The 13,939-nt window shown below is 46.4% G+C and carries 15 protein-coding genes; 10 read left to right on the forward strand and 5 right to left on the reverse strand.

Features of this window, described 5'->3' with window-relative positions:
- Positions 1–23 precede the first annotated feature (23 nt).
- The 9 genes from ACO0K3_RS13235 to ACO0K3_RS13275 all read left to right on the forward strand — a co-directional run bounded on the left by ACO0K3_RS13235 (position 24) and on the right by ACO0K3_RS13275 (position 8,824).
- Positions 24–614 carry a DUF2889 domain-containing protein gene (locus tag ACO0K3_RS13235; RefSeq protein ID WP_422985293.1) on the forward strand — a complete coding sequence of 197 codons (591 nt, stop codon included), beginning with the start codon at positions 24–26 and terminating at the stop codon, positions 612–614.
- 41 nt (positions 615–655) lie between these two features.
- Positions 656–1,840 (forward strand): ADP-forming succinate--CoA ligase subunit beta, encoded by a 1,185-nt coding sequence (sucC, locus tag ACO0K3_RS13240; protein ID WP_422985531.1) that lies wholly within the window; start codon positions 656–658, stop codon positions 1,838–1,840.
- 18 nt (positions 1,841–1,858) lie between these two features.
- A complete protein-coding gene (gene sucD, locus ACO0K3_RS13245; RefSeq protein ID WP_186947208.1) occupies positions 1,859–2,740 on the forward strand; it encodes a succinate--CoA ligase subunit alpha in 882 nt (293 codons plus the stop codon).
- 411 nt (positions 2,741–3,151) lie between these two features.
- Positions 3,152–3,958 (forward strand): Stp1/IreP family PP2C-type Ser/Thr phosphatase, encoded by an 807-nt coding sequence (locus tag ACO0K3_RS13250; RefSeq protein ID WP_422985295.1) that lies wholly within the window; start codon positions 3,152–3,154, stop codon positions 3,956–3,958.
- A gap of 39 nt (positions 3,959–3,997) precedes the next feature.
- A complete protein-coding gene (locus ACO0K3_RS13255; protein ID WP_422985298.1) occupies positions 3,998–4,603 on the forward strand; it encodes an FHA domain-containing protein in 606 nt (201 codons plus the stop codon).
- Between the two features lie 184 nt (positions 4,604–4,787).
- On the forward strand, positions 4,788–5,228 hold the full coding sequence (locus ACO0K3_RS13260; protein ID WP_422985300.1) for a pilin: 441 nt from the start codon (positions 4,788–4,790) through the stop codon (positions 5,226–5,228).
- Positions 5,229–5,646: 418 nt separating this feature from the next.
- A complete protein-coding gene (locus ACO0K3_RS13265) occupies positions 5,647–6,087 on the forward strand; it encodes a pilin (RefSeq protein WP_422985302.1) in 441 nt (146 codons plus the stop codon).
- A gap of 153 nt (positions 6,088–6,240) precedes the next feature.
- Positions 6,241–7,008 carry a TfpX/TfpZ family type IV pilin accessory protein gene (gene tfpZ, locus ACO0K3_RS13270; protein ID WP_422985304.1) on the forward strand — a complete coding sequence of 256 codons (768 nt, stop codon included), beginning with the start codon at positions 6,241–6,243 and terminating at the stop codon, positions 7,006–7,008.
- Between the two features lie 103 nt (positions 7,009–7,111).
- Positions 7,112–8,824 carry a Wzy polymerase domain-containing protein gene (locus ACO0K3_RS13275; RefSeq protein WP_422985306.1) on the forward strand — a complete coding sequence of 571 codons (1,713 nt, stop codon included), beginning with the start codon at positions 7,112–7,114 and terminating at the stop codon, positions 8,822–8,824.
- A gap of 86 nt (positions 8,825–8,910) precedes the next feature.
- Here the strand turns inward: ACO0K3_RS13275 and moaC are convergent, their stop codons facing one another.
- Positions 8,911–9,411 carry a cyclic pyranopterin monophosphate synthase MoaC gene (gene moaC / locus ACO0K3_RS13280; RefSeq protein WP_422985308.1) on the reverse strand — a complete coding sequence of 167 codons (501 nt, stop codon included), beginning with the start codon at positions 9,409–9,411 and terminating at the stop codon, positions 8,911–8,913.
- A 159-nt stretch (positions 9,412–9,570) separates the two neighbouring features.
- Here moaC and ACO0K3_RS13285 point away from each other — a divergent pair, with 159 nt between their 5' ends.
- Positions 9,571–11,076 (forward strand): M48 family metalloprotease, encoded by a 1,506-nt coding sequence (locus ACO0K3_RS13285; protein ID WP_422985310.1) that lies wholly within the window; start codon positions 9,571–9,573, stop codon positions 11,074–11,076.
- A gap of 376 nt (positions 11,077–11,452) precedes the next feature.
- Here the strand turns inward: ACO0K3_RS13285 and ACO0K3_RS13290 are convergent, their stop codons facing one another.
- The 4 genes from ACO0K3_RS13290 to ACO0K3_RS13305 all read right to left on the reverse strand — a co-directional run bounded on the left by ACO0K3_RS13290 (position 11,453) and on the right by ACO0K3_RS13305 (position 13,928).
- The gene (locus ACO0K3_RS13290) at positions 11,453–12,082 is read right to left on the reverse strand and encodes a DUF2946 family protein (protein WP_422985312.1); all 630 of its coding nucleotides are present in this window, start codon (positions 12,080–12,082) and stop codon (positions 11,453–11,455) included.
- Positions 12,083–12,123: 41 nt separating this feature from the next.
- The gene (locus tag ACO0K3_RS13295; RefSeq protein ID WP_422985314.1) at positions 12,124–13,080 is read right to left on the reverse strand and encodes a YheT family hydrolase; all 957 of its coding nucleotides are present in this window, start codon (positions 13,078–13,080) and stop codon (positions 12,124–12,126) included.
- An 11-nt stretch (positions 13,081–13,091) separates the two neighbouring features.
- Entirely contained in the window at positions 13,092–13,523 is a 432-nt protein-coding gene (locus ACO0K3_RS13300; protein WP_422961635.1) for a YybH family protein, read from the reverse strand.
- Positions 13,524–13,724: 201 nt separating this feature from the next.
- Complete coding sequence (locus ACO0K3_RS13305; RefSeq protein ID WP_422985316.1) at positions 13,725–13,928, reverse strand: zinc-finger domain-containing protein; 204 nt, start codon at positions 13,926–13,928, stop codon at positions 13,725–13,727.
- Between the last annotated feature and the right edge of the window lie 11 nt (positions 13,929–13,939).

Below are 13,939 nucleotides of genomic sequence, written 5' to 3' on the forward strand. Positions count from 1 at the left end.
TGAAATAGCCGCCAGCAGGCATTATGCCCTTACCATCAACAACTATCGGACGTGCGCTGAAGCATACGCGCTCAATCCAGATCAACGCGTTCGCTCGTGACGACGGATTGTGGGATCTCGACGCCCACATCACCGATACCAAAACTCGTGACATCAAACTTGCTTCAGGCATTCGCCCTGTTGGCACCGCGCTGCACGATCTTAGTTTGCGCATCACTATCGATACTAATTTAACGATTGTTGATGCCGTGGCTGTTTCAGATGCTGTTCCTTATCCTGGGTTTTGCAACACCATTAGTCCTGATTACAGGAAATTGATCGGACTCAATTTGTTTCGACAATTTCGCCAGGGCGTCAAAGAGCGATTGTCCGGCATTCATGGATGTACTCACATTACAGAGCTGGCACAAATTCTGCCGACGGCAGCAGTGCAGGCATTTGCAGGCGATGTGATTGATACTAGAGATAGCGCCAGTGCGTCAGAGCAAACACAACAACCGTTTCAACTTAATCGTTGCCATGCGCTGCGCCTGGATGGGCCAGCGGTTGCGCAGTATTACCCGCGTTGGTCGACAGCTTTTAGTTTGCCGTCTGACGCAAAATCATCCAGCTAGTTCGTTTTTGTTGTTTTACTTATTAACTAATACCTCAGTGTCTGAAGGGAAGTCGTATGAAAATCCATGAGTATCAGGGTAAAGAAATTCTCCGCAAATTTGGAGTAACTGTACCGCGCGGTATCCCATGTTTAACCGTTGATGAAGCAGTAAAAGCGGCTGAAACTTTGGGTGGCCCGGTTTGGGTCGTAAAAGCGCAAATCCACGCAGGTGGTCGCGGTAAAGGTGGCGGCGTTAAAGTTGCTAAATCTCTGGAGCAAGTACGCGAATACGCAGATGCGATTCTGGGCATGCAACTGGTCACGCATCAGACTGGTCCTGAGGGTCAAAAAGTTCGTCGCCTGTTGATCGAAGAAGGCGCCGATATCAAAAAAGAACTGTATGTCAGTATGGTCACTGACCGTATCAGCCAGCGCGTGGTCTTGATGGCTTCCAGCGAAGGCGGTATGGATATTGAAGAAGTAGCAGAATCACATCCAGAACTGTTGCACTCCATAGCGATCGACCCGACCAATGGTCTGCAAGATGCGGAAGCTGACGACATCTCTCGTAAAATCGGCGTGCCTGAAGGCTCTATCGCTGATGCACGCGTACAGTTGCAAGGTTTGTACAAAGCCTTCATGGAAACTGACTGCTCCCTGGCAGAGATCAATCCTTTGATCCTGACAGGCTCTGGCAAGGTGATCGCCCTGGATGCAAAATTCAACTTCGACGCGAATGCCTTGTTCCGTCAACCAGAAATCGTGGCTTACCGCGATCTGGATGAAGAAGATCCGGCTGAAATCGAAGCGTCCAAATTTGACTTGGCTTACATCTCCCTCGACGGCAATATCGGCTGTCTGGTAAACGGTGCTGGGCTGGCCATGGCAACGATGGATACCATCAAATTGTTCGGCGGCGAACCAGCCAACTTCCTCGACGTAGGTGGTGGTGCGACAGCAGAAAAAGTAACGGAAGCCTTCAAGATCATGTTGAAAAACCCAGGCCTGAAAGCCATCCTTGTCAACATTTTCGGCGGCATCATGCGTTGTGACGTGATCGCTGAAGGCGTGATCACTGCATCCAAGGCAGTTTCCCTGCAAGTACCACTGGTTGTGCGTATGAAGGGTACTAACGAAGACATCGGCAAGAAGATGCTGGCTGACTCTGGCCTGCCTATCATCGCGGCTGACACGATGGAAGAAGCAGCACAGAAGGTTGTTGCCGCTGCTGCAGCTCACGCTTAATTATCGCAAGGAATCACTATGTCCATCCTGATTAATAAAGACACTAAAGTCATCACCCAGGGTATCACTGGCAAAACTGGCCAGTTCCATACCCGCATGTGCCGCGATTATGCAAACGGTAAAAACTGTTTCGTCGCTGGCGTGAACCCGAAAAAAGCTGGCGAAGATTTCGAAGGCATTCCAATTTTTGCTAACGTATCTGAAGCTAAAGCGGCTACTGGTGCGACAGTTTCCGTGATCTACGTTCCACCAGCAGGCGCAGCTGCTGCCATCTGGGAAGCCGTAGAAGCTGACCTGGACCTGGCAATTTGCATCACTGAAGGCATCCCTGTGCGTGACATGATGATGTTGAAAGATCGCATGGCTAAGTCCGGCAGCAAAACAAAATTGCTCGGCCCTAACTGCCCAGGTCTGATCACGCCAGACGAAATCAAGATCGGCATCATGCCAGGCCATATCCACCGTAAAGGTCGTATCGGCGTGGTTTCCCGTTCCGGTACACTGACTTATGAAGCAGTAGGTCAATTGACTGCACTGGGTCTGGGTCAGTCTTCTGCTGTTGGTATTGGTGGTGATCCTATCAATGGTCTGAAACACATCGACATCATGAAGATGTTCAATGATGATCCAGATACTGACGCCGTCATCATGATCGGTGAAATCGGTGGTCCTGATGAAGCGAATGCTTCTTACTGGGTACGTGACAACATGAAGAAGCCAGTTGTCGGCTTCATCGCTGGTGTGACTGCGCCTCCGGGCAAGCGCATGGGCCATGCTGGCGCGCTGATCTCTGGCGGTGCTGACACGGCACAAGCCAAGCTCGACATCATGGAAGAATGCGGCATCAAGGCCACTAAAAATCCGTCAGAAATGGCGCGTTTGCTGAAAGCCATGCTGTAATTTTTTCAAGTCTAAAAAAGGGGAGCTTTGCTCCCCTTTTTTTATGACAACATGATCGATAGATATGTATAACTAGGTAAGTGCTGATTGATGGAACTAGTAGTTGATCGCAATACTCTATAAGCAGGTCGATAAAGTTGCATCTGATCCTTGAATTTTTTTGCGATGTGATCATGCAAGAGGGATGCAGCTTTGTCACGACAGTTTTTATATAAACATCAAAGAACAGACTGCGATTAAGCTCCGATAGCAGTTGATGGTATGGGTAATGTTGGAAATTACTTATCTTTACGCAACAATTCCTCTGGTTGGTGTTAAGCTTAGCTACATGGGCTTACTGACTGCATTTTCAGTTTTCATAAATGCCAATGACCTTTAACGCATAGCCTGAACTTAACTACTTCTATATCCATGTCATTTCAACGCGTATTAGAGTTTGCAGGTCTCTCAGATACCGGACTGGTACGTGCGCACAATGAAGATGCCATAGAAATATGTGCAGAAGCGGATTTCGCAATACTGGCTGATGGCATGGGTGGCTACAATGCTGGTGAAGTCGCTAGTAAAATGACTGTTGACAGTATTAGGCAACAGCTACTTCGTAAAAAATCTTCGACATTTTCCTCTCTGTTTGGACATAAAACATCGATCGCTATGCGATGGATTAAAGATGCTATTGATTTAGCCAATAATCAGGTTTGGGGTGCAGCACAGGAGAGCGCTGAGCTCATCGGCATGGGAACCACGGTTGTCGTTGCATTTTGCCATTACGATAAATTATTGGTTGCGCATGTCGGTGATTCCCGGGTCTATCAATATAGATCTGACAAGTTACGACAGATCACTCATGATCATTCCGTATTGCAAGCGCAAATTGATGCCGGATTAATCAGCGAAGAGAACGCCCAGTTTTCACCGATCAAAAATCTCATCACCAGAGCAGTTGGCGCACAAGACGAGGTAGAAGTGGAAATTCACGAGCATCCAATGGAGGAGGGCGACATTTACCTGCTATGCTCTGATGGATTGACCGATATGCTCAATCATGATCAAATTCTCCATCTGATGAGGCTGCATGCCGATAATTTAAAACTATGCTGCCAAGTCCTAATTGATAGCGCAAATGACCAGGGCGGTCGCGATAATATTTCAGTGATTTTGATGAGAATTTCGAAACTAGGATCACAATCACTAAAGAATTACATCCTGTCAAAATAGATCAATCACCGTGGTCAGGTTTTTTTAAAAGAGAGCACTATGGCGAAAATCGTCGTCACTTTCAATGGTCTGGTTCAAAAAGAAATCAGTATCCTCAAACCCCGGCTGACAATCGGACGACGCCCTACGAACGATATTCCTATTGATCATTTAACTATCAGCGGTCAGCACGCGGTAATCGACACCACATCAACAGGATCATTCGTACTCGATCTGGGCAGCACCAACGGCACCATGGTTAATGGGCAGCCCATCAAAAAACACTTGTTGCAGCATGATGATGTGATTGATGTTGGTAAATATAAGCTGCGATTTCAGGCTGAGTCTGAACACAATGGCTCTGCTTTTTTATCTGATAAGTTAACGCCTATCAAAAATGAACCTAAATATGCTCGGATAAAGGTTCAAAATGGTTCAAATTTTGGACGAGAAATGATATTGAGTAAGCCAGTTACAACAATTGGTAATCCAGCTATTCAAGTTATTGCAATTACTCAGCAAGAGGGGACATATTATATTGCTCATGTTGACGGGGACTCTCATCCTCTGCTAAATGAACAGAGTATCAACATCAAACCTTTGCTGCTTACAAGCGGTGATGTTATTGATTTGTCTGGCACTAAATTATTATTTATATCTGAATAATTAAAAACTGACATATTTTTGAGATCAATAAAAATAGGACAAAATTTGTCAGTCTAGGCATCAGTTAACAGCTTTTTTTTGTCATTTTCTAGGTAAGAAAATAAGAGAATCAATGTGGCATGGTGTTTGCTCATACTGCTGCGTAGTTCATCCGAAATATTTATTGCAACCAAGGAGTTTTAAAATGAAATCCACAAAAATGATGCAACGTGCACAAGCCGGTTTTACTTTGATTGAATTGATGATTGTCGTAGCGATTATCGGTATTTTGGCTGCAGTTGCTTTGCCTGCGTACCAGGATTACACAATCCGTGGTCGTGTTGCTGAGACAACAAACTTGATGGCTGGTTTCAAAGCGACAGTAACAGAAAACATTGCTAATGCTAATGCTATCGCCGTTGGTAGTTGCAAAGGTGTTACAGATATGGTGACAGCTACAACTAATACTACATCTGTTAAGTGTACCGATGCTACTGGTGTCATTACTGGTATATCAACTGCAAAAGCAGGTACTGTAACGATGACGCTGACGCCAACAGTTGGTGTAGGTACTGTTAACTGGGCATGCGCAGCTGGTGCAGTTACTGCGATTTATAAATATGTTCCTGCTGAGTGCCGTAACTAATAGTTGTAAGCTCTTTGCTCAATAAAGCCCGCAACCGCGGGCTTTATTTTTTGTGCTTACTGTAAATTAAAAGTAATTAGTGAATACTCAAACGATCCAAAACTAGCAAAATCTAAATAGTTATAAGATTGCCGTCCGCAAAAGAAGGACTTCTGATGCTCTAGTTTCATCAAATGCAATTTGAAAGATGTGTAACTAAAGGTGATCAGATAAGCGATGCAGACTCTTGAGGAAATTTGATTCTAGATCTTGGCAAAATAGTTTATTCATCTCATAGAAAATTGAATGCTGGTTCGTTTCATAAAACGCTATGCCCATCTGTTTATTCTTAATAGAAATTAACGGCTCTGGCACGTTGTTTGCTGATGTTTTACATAGAGTTATTTAAATAATATATTTGCAGCCAGGGAGTTTGAAAATGAAAACAGCAAAAATGAGCCGGCATAATCAAACTGGTTTTACTTTGATTGAATTGATGATTGTCGTAGCAATTATTGGTATTTTGGCAGCAGTTGCCTTACCAGCATACCAAGACTATACAATTCGTAGCCGTATTGCCGAGACAACTAACCTTATGTCAGGATTTAAAGCAACCGTCACAGAGAATATCTCTAGTGCAAATATCATAGCCGCAGGTAGCTGTAAGGGGATTGATGACATGGTTACTGCAACAGTGAATACCACATCTGTAAAATGTACAGATGCTACCGGTGTAATTACCGGTATATCAACTGCAAAGGCTGGTACTGTAACGATGACTTTGACACCGTCACTTGGTGCAAGAACTGTTAACTGGGCATGTGCAGCTGGTGCAGTTACCGCGATTTATAAATATGTTCCTGCCGAATGCCGTAATTAATGGCAGCAGCACTTTTAATCAATATGGCCCGCGATAGCGGGCTTTATTTCTTATAGTCATATCCTTATACTAAGAATATTTATCGGTATTCGTCTTATTCGTAAATTAGTACATTTTGGGGTAATAGTTTACTCAAAATTAAAGGTTATAAAAATGTCGATTAATACACTTTTGTTCCGATTGAAGGCCGCAATGCTTCATTTATTGCTGTCTGGATTTGTGGCTGGATTTGTGGCGATTTTAATTTTGTTTGTTTGGTATCCGTGGCCGTTTAGCGAAATGTCCGGTGGAATTTCCTTGCTCATTTTATTGATTAGCGTTGACCTAGTATTGGGGCCTTTGCTGACATTTGTTATCTTTGATCAAGGCAAAAAAAGGGCAGAGTTAATCAGAGATCTTGGTTTCATTGTAGTACTCCAATTATGCGGATTATTTTATGGAGTTCACAGTATTTACTTAGCAAGACCTGTTGCTGTAGTTTTTGAGAGAGTATTTTTTAGGGTTATTACGGATGTTGATATCGCAGATAGCGAGCTCTCACAGGCACATGCCCGGTTCAAAAGCTCAATACTAGGTGGTCCGATTGTTTTAGGAACTAGAACGAGTATAACTGGAGAGGAAAAGATAGATGCAATTACTAAAGCTCTGGCCGGAAATGACATTGGAACTCGTCCTAGTTATTGGCAATCGTATTCTGAGTCAGTGCCACAAGTCCTGAGTAAAGCGAGGCCGGTAAAAGTACTTTATTTGCATTACCCTAAAGAACAAAAAATTATTGATGCAGCTATTAAGAAAACGGAAATCACTAGCGATGATTTGTTATTTCTGCCTATAGCATCAAAAACAGCAAATTGGACTGTTCTATTAGATTCAAAAACTGCAAAACTAGTGGGTTATTTGCCTATAAGCAGTTTTTTTTAAACGGAATTAATTACCGCTAACTAAGAGCAATTTTAGCGAAATTAGACAATTTAGCTATTTGTTATGTAAATTTGTAGTTGAAAAATTTTGAGAAGCTTTGTAAATGTTTTCATTGAAAAAAAATGAATATGGACTATTGATTTTTACTATATTTTTAACTATGTCATATGTCCATCCTCATCACATTCATCCTTATCGAACTTATTACCACGACATATTAACCGTCTTCGCACTATTTATAATTTCTAGCTACTTAGCAATATTTCAGTCGCCACGTTTAATTACTCCGCAAGTAGTAATCATTCCTGTGTTTGGAATTGGGGCAATATTTTTGCAAATGTTCTTTGATATTGTTTTGATACAAAGTGACTTATTGCTTCCATCACTCTATTTCCTCTTTTTCGGATTGGCATTAGTCGTTGGCGCCAGTTACGCTTATCCAGAATCAGGCGCTGAGTCGATTTGCTGTGCGTTAGCAATTGCGCATTTGTTAGCAGCTTTACTTTCAGTGATTATGCAAGTAATCCAGGCCATCGGATTTGATGCTAGCCCGTTGATAATGTACATAGCGCCCTCAGCACAGCCATTCATGCGTCCCTATGCGAACGTTGCGCAGCCTAACCAATTGGCTTTGTTATTTTGCTTTGGGCTTGCGTCAATTTGGTGGCTATACCAACGTTTTTTGATCCGTAAAGCATTTGTCGTCTCGCTTGTAATAGCAATGCTATGGGGACTTGCGTTAACACAGTCCAGGATTGGTTGGTTGATTGTGCCTGTCTTTATCTTGATTTCTATTTTTCGTATTGAGAAGGGCAGAACGGTTAGCCGCTGGCTGATCGTCGCTCTGGGAATATTGTATGTAGGATTTGTTGTTAGCTTGCCTGTATTAGGCGAACTAATCGGCTTCGCCAGCGGCTCAGTCGCAGATCACGTTGGAGGTCGTTCGGAGCGATTGGTTTTGATGCAGCAGGCCTGGCATATGGCTTTGCAGCATCCGTGGCTGGGTGTTGGCTGGTTTGGTTTTGGTGCGGAGCAGGTGAATATTGCTGCTGATTTTGGCTCCTCAACGTATGCTGAGCATTCGCATAATTTGATTTTGAATTTTTTGGCTGAGCTGGGCTTTCCCGCTACTATTGTCATTTTTTCTGTTTTGGGCTGGTGGTTTTTAAGGGCGTGCATCCTGCCGCGTGCGACGGTTAATTCTCGCTTCGCTAATTTATTTTTTGTCGCAGTATTCATTCATAGCATGGTGGAGTTTCCACTCTGGTATGCATTTGTACTGATTCCGGTCGGAATTTTGATGGGCATGATGCATCAGTTACGCTGGCCATCTGAGGGCGTCAGGGTCAATCCGTGGGTGATCGTATCCATATTTATGGTGGCTTGTCTCGCGCTGATACTTATTACGTTTGATTATCAACGAGTCACTGCGGGTTTCAGAGCTTTGCGCTGGGAGCAATCGGGTTATGTGATACAGAAACAGGTGTTGGAAAAGCCTACATTCACCTTATTTCCGCAGTTTTTTGATTATTTTAAATTTAGCAAACTGGTCGCTCGCGAAGGCATGTCAGGTGAGGAAATTGCGTTTGCCGAACGGATGAGTCATCGTTTTGGTTATGTTCATGTGCTGAGCAAAATGGCTGAAATTTATGTGCTTAATGGTCAACCTGAGAAAGCAAAACGGATGATGCTGACTCTGCAGCGTTTGCATCCGATTGTCTATCCTGAGTATTTCGACTATTGGAAAGTACAGGCATCCTTAGATGATCGCTATGCCGCAGTTTTTAAGACCATGCCGCCTCGTGATGCGCCTTAGTTATCTAGTTTGCCTAGACCAGATGCTCAGCGGTTTTATTTGAGTTGCTTATGATCGATGTGACGTCGGTGTGATTTCTACGTGATTTATGCATCGATCATGCTGACCCAGTCACCCGATTTGCCGCCATGCTTTTCCATCACGCGGATATCGGTCATGACCATGCCTCGGTCGACCGCTTTGCACATGTCATAGATGGTGAGCAGGCCGACTTGCACGGCTGTCAGTGCTTCCATTTCTACGCCTGTTTTTCCTACTGTTTCTACTTGGGCTGTGCAGCTGATACGGTGCTTGTCGGCGTCGATACTAAAATCGACGGCAACTCGCGTCAAGGCGAGCGGATGGCATAGCGGTATCAGATCACTGGTGCGTTTGGCTGCCATGATTGCGGCAATGCGTGCGATCCCCAGTACGTCGCCTTTTTTTGCTGTTCCCTGCGTGATGATTGCTAGCGTATCTGCTTTCATGCGGATAGTGCCGCTGGCGATGGCAATGCGATGACTGTCCTTTTTTTCTGCGACATCGACCATATGTGCCTGACCAGTGGCATCAAAATGGGTCAAGGTTGTTGCGTGATCGTTTGTCATAGCGAGAAAATTAAAAACCTTAGTAACGGTAGTCGATAAAAAATATCAGCGCGAATCGGCGTGACGTATGATATTTTTGAAAACAATCCAGGAACAAATTGAATAGCGAAGTATCATAGCATTGTGAAACTGAAACTCCCATCCTCACCAATGAAAATCATGCGACTTGCGGTTCTGACGGCGACTTGTTTTTTTTCTGCTTCCATCGCGCCTTCTTCTACTCTGGCGCAAAATTTACCCACTTTAGGTGACACTGAACGTCAGGATTTGTCTCCCTTGATGGAGCGTAAGCTTGGTGAGCAGATCATGCAAAGTGTCCGGCGTGATCCGGATTATATGGATGATGCACCTTTGTCGGAGTATTTGAATCGTTTGGGTAACCGGATGTTAGAAACGCGTCCTGATGCGCGGGGCGAGGCGATGTATGACTTTGAATTTTTTGCTGTGCGCGATCCGGTCTTGAATGCGTTTGCGTTTCCCGGTGGATTTATTGGCTTTCATTCGGGCTTGATTTTGGCGGCACAATCCGAATCCGAGCTGGCATCGGTGATGGGGCATGAGATTGGTCACGTCGCACAACGTCATATTGCGCGCATGATCGGTAGTCAAAAAGTCGATTCGCTGATTCCGATCGCGGCCATGATTCTGGCGGCATTGGCGGCGCGATCCAGTCCCGATGCCGCGATGGCGCTGGCTGTGGGCGGGCAGGGCGTTGCGATTCAGCGGCAATTAAATTTTAGTCGTGAGGCTGAGCGTGAGGCGGATCGCGTCGGTTTTCAGATCTTGCGGGATGCGGGTTTTGACACGGCGGGCATGGTGTCATTCTTTGGTCGTTTGCAAGTTGCGACGCGTAATTACAATGATACGGCACCGGCGTATTTGCGCAGTCATCCTTTGACCAGCGAAAGGATGGCCGATATTCAGGCGCGTATGATCGACCAGCGCTATAAGCAGTATGTCGACAGCCTTGAATTCTCACTCGCCAGAGCTCGTGTGCGCGTGCTGCAAACGGATACGCCGCAAGGGTATATGGACGCCTCCACTTTCTTTGATACTCAGATCAAGACCGATCAGGAGGATAGCAAGCTGGCGGCACGGTATGGCTTTGCTTTTTTAGCCTACAAGCAAAAAGACTATGCGAAGGCGCAAGAGCTGCTCGATAAAGTCGTCAAACAGGTGGAATCGTCTCCACGACAAAAAATAGCGCTGAAAACGACCAGCATGTTTGCTAGTCTCGACATCGATCTCAAGCTGGCGACCAAACAAGTTGACGCTGCCGTCAAACTGGCAGAACAAGCCATGCAGCAGTTGCCATTGTCTCGCGGCATTGTGTATCAATACGTGGATGCGCTGGTCGCCGCGAATCGTCACGAAGATGCCGCCCGGTTTTTGCGTGATCAGGTGCAGTTATATCGCCAAGATCCCAAGCTGCAAAATCAGCTGGGCAAAGTGTATGAGTTGCAAGGCAAGCAGGCACTGCAGCACATTGCACTGGCAGAGGCTTACGCTTTAAACAGTGCATTGCCAGCGGCTTTGCAGCAACTTGATATTGCCCGCCGCGCCCCGGATGCGCAGTATTACGATCAGGCGGTGATTGATGCGAAAGAGCGGGAGTGGAAAGAGAAACACAAAGAAGAAATGAAAGACGAGAAAAACCGCAAGTAAGAGACTGGATTTGCTTGCAGGCTTTATTAAGAACCAAGACCTCTCACCAAAGAGGCACAAAGATATAAAGACGCAGAGGAAAAGAAAAAGAAGAGAAAGTTCCCTCAGTGTTGTTGATATGAAAAACGAATCCGCAATATTGACGCGCCTTCTGGCGTGAAAAGCCGCTGGAAGCCGCATGAATGCTGCGGATTGGTTTGCGGGCGCTTCTAAAACTTTTAGTCGATATTTGATCGATATTCCATCGAACTCCTTACTCCTGCCTTTTCTCCATGTCTCTGTGGTGAAAGGTCTTGATCTTTGCGTAAGTCATGTCGACAGGATTTTTTCATGTGGAGGTTTTTAGAAGTTTCCCTATGAGGTCGTTGAAGCTTCCTTATTTTTCTTGTAAATCCAGATGCTGTGCACTTAGCGCGGGCGACGCCACAAATCCGCGTTTTTTCATCAAACCAAGTACATCCGACTGTTCTATCAGGATGGCTGCCTGAGCCGGTAGCTGTAGATATAAAGGTGTAGACGACGCTTGTTCAGCGTGTTCCAGCCAGTGCAACAAGGCGTCGTCGCCGATCGGCTGATTATCCTTACGTATCCATTCAAGACAAATCGCCATATCGCGGTCATCGAGTTGCGCGATGCCATTGGCGTTTTCAAATAATAAAGTGCCGTCGTTACTGAGATAAACATGGCGTATATCGGTCAGTGGTTCGCCTGACTGCAGGCTGAGGCCTTGTGGCGTCACACGGGCGATATACGGCGTCGCCTCCAGCTCGATATACACCCGCTGCGGACCGTTCTGAAAATACCAGCGACCGGCATCATCACATTGATAATTGCGGTTGATAAAGCCTAACAACGCCGGATTGCTAATCTTGTCTCCGGGCAGCTTGAGCGCTTGCGCACGTTCATCACGCATGCGCCAGTTGCCACGTGCGTCGAGTGCCAGCCAGCCGTAGCAGTGCGGTACGTTGGGCCATTTGGCGATTGCCGCTTTGACGATCTCATCCATGCTGTACTTTCATCGTTGCCGTTGCCATTGCAAGAGCCAGATTATCTGTCCTGCTCAAAAAAATGCAGGATTTTTTGCGGCAGCCAGTGAATGCTGCCTGGCAAGCTTCCAACGGCAAAACCAACGTGGCCGCCATGTTGAGGATAATCCAGTGTGACATGTCGCGAGGCTTTACTCGGTAAATGTTGACCCGGTAAAAACGGATCGTTTTTCGCATTCATCACCAGAGTCGGTACGCGAATATCCTCCAGCACATGCTTGGCGCTGGCACGATTCCAGTAATCCTCGGTATCGAGATAACCGTGTAAAGGTGCCGTGACGACGTTGTCAAACTCATAGAGATTCTTGGCATTTAACATGGCATCGCGGTTAAACAAACCGGGAAACTGATGCAGTTTTTGCAGGCACTTGGGTTTTAGTGTTTTTAAAAACATTTTGGTATAGACCATATTGAAACCGCTCGACAGCGAGGCGCCGCCTTGTGCCAGATCAAGTGGTGCGGAGATCGCGCATGCCGCATCAACAATGCTGGCTTGCTGCGGCGATTCGCCTAGCCAGCGCAGCAGGGCATTGCCGCCTAGCGAAACGCCCGCCGCATAGAATTTGCCCTTGCCTTCACGCGCCCGAAATTGCTGATGCAGTTTTTGCGTCACCCAGGCAATTTCTTGCGCATCGCCAGAATGATAAAAGCGGGGAGCCTGATTCAGCTCACCCGAGCAGCCACGAAAATGCGGTACTGCGCCGGACCAGCCTTTTTCTTTGAGCAATGCCATTAATGCCCGTGCATAGTGACTGTCACTGGATCCCTCCAGCCCGTGGAATAGCACCACGAAGGGCTGGCTGGTATCGCCATCGACAAAATCGACATCAATGAAATCACCGTCCGGCGTATCCCAGCGTTCACGACGAAACGCGACTTCGGGCTTGCGGATATATAGCGCCGGATAAATAGTTTGCAGATGGCCGGAGGGCAGCCAGCGGGGGGCTGAGTAGTGCATAAATAAAACGATCAGTGCAATACGCTTGCTTTAAATAAATCGATGGGTGGTTTGCCAGCGGCGACCGAGGCGTGATGCATGGCGATGCGCCAGCCATGCGGCGTTTTGACGTAAATATTGGTGGCCAGAATATGAACTTCCTGCGCGCCATCGTTGGTGCGCTGAACTTCCTCAATGATACTGTGTACCGCCGTCATCAGATTATGTGTCGCATGCAATTGCACGGGGTGGATGTGCACGCTACCTCGTTCAAAAATGGCTTCCCATGAGCTGCGGATTGCGGCGTGGCCGATTTGCCGGGTAGAGCCAGGGTGAATGCAGACAATTTCTTCATCCTCGGCCCACAGTGCCATCAAAGCATCAAGATCAGCACGACTGATCGCGTCATAAAAGGCGCTTTCCACTTCGTCGGCACTGCCGTTGAGCTGCTTTTTTGCTGCCATGATGAATGCCTTCCGGGTGACGGGCCTGAGATGTTCATGCGGTTATGTTGCGGGTGGTGCGTTAATTATACTGAGTGGGAGTACCTGTTTCATCGATCTGGTTCCGCTTGTTTTATGCGGTGTATTCGACGTTGAGTCTCTATACTCCCATATAAACTCGGTATTGCCTAATACGGATGAATGCCGGTGCCCGATGGAAATTTAATGCCCTTTGATCACGGCGCCCGGTGCCAGTTTGTAGTGTGTGCCGCAGTAGGAGCAGGTCGCTGAACCGCCATGAGACAGATCCAGATAGACGCGCGGATGGGATGACCACAATGGCATTGCCGGATTGGGGCAATGTGCTGGCAAATCGTTGGCTTGCAATTCGACGACGTTATTATTGGTTGTGCTGGTAGCTGACATGAATTTCTCCG

This window comes from Undibacterium sp. Rencai35W, from assembly GCF_049340185.1.
Lineage (GTDB): Bacteria > Pseudomonadota > Gammaproteobacteria > Burkholderiales > Burkholderiaceae_D > Undibacterium.

What these genes read in the sequence shown, in the direction of transcription:
- ACO0K3_RS13235 (WP_422985293.1), top strand. Translation starts at nt 24, where the DNA reads ATGCCCTTACCATCAACAACTATCGGACGTGCGCTGAAGCATACGCGC.
- sucD (WP_186947208.1), top strand. Translation starts at nt 1,859, where the DNA reads ATGTCCATCCTGATTAATAAAGACACTAAAGTCATCACCCAGGGTATC.
- ACO0K3_RS13250 (WP_422985295.1), top strand. Translation starts at nt 3,152, where the DNA reads ATGTCATTTCAACGCGTATTAGAGTTTGCAGGTCTCTCAGATACCGGA.
- ACO0K3_RS13255 (WP_422985298.1), top strand. Translation starts at nt 3,998, where the DNA reads ATGGCGAAAATCGTCGTCACTTTCAATGGTCTGGTTCAAAAAGAAATC.
- ACO0K3_RS13260 (WP_422985300.1), top strand. Translation starts at nt 4,788, where the DNA reads ATGAAATCCACAAAAATGATGCAACGTGCACAAGCCGGTTTTACTTTG.
- ACO0K3_RS13265 (WP_422985302.1), top strand. Translation starts at nt 5,647, where the DNA reads ATGAAAACAGCAAAAATGAGCCGGCATAATCAAACTGGTTTTACTTTG.
- tfpZ (WP_422985304.1), top strand. Translation starts at nt 6,241, where the DNA reads ATGTCGATTAATACACTTTTGTTCCGATTGAAGGCCGCAATGCTTCAT.
- ACO0K3_RS13275 (WP_422985306.1), top strand. Translation starts at nt 7,112, where the DNA reads ATGTTTTCATTGAAAAAAAATGAATATGGACTATTGATTTTTACTATA.
- moaC (WP_422985308.1), bottom strand. Translation starts at nt 9,411, where the DNA reads ATGACAAACGATCACGCAACAACCTTGACCCATTTTGATGCCACTGGT.
- ACO0K3_RS13285 (WP_422985310.1), top strand. Translation starts at nt 9,571, where the DNA reads ATGCGACTTGCGGTTCTGACGGCGACTTGTTTTTTTTCTGCTTCCATC.
- ACO0K3_RS13290 (WP_422985312.1), bottom strand. Translation starts at nt 12,082, where the DNA reads ATGGATGAGATCGTCAAAGCGGCAATCGCCAAATGGCCCAACGTACCG.
- ACO0K3_RS13295 (WP_422985314.1), bottom strand. Translation starts at nt 13,080, where the DNA reads ATGCACTACTCAGCCCCCCGCTGGCTGCCCTCCGGCCATCTGCAAACT.
- ACO0K3_RS13300 (WP_422961635.1), bottom strand. Translation starts at nt 13,523, where the DNA reads ATGGCAGCAAAAAAGCAGCTCAACGGCAGTGCCGACGAAGTGGAAAGC.
- ACO0K3_RS13305 (WP_422985316.1), bottom strand. Translation starts at nt 13,928, where the DNA reads ATGTCAGCTACCAGCACAACCAATAATAACGTCGTCGAATTGCAAGCC.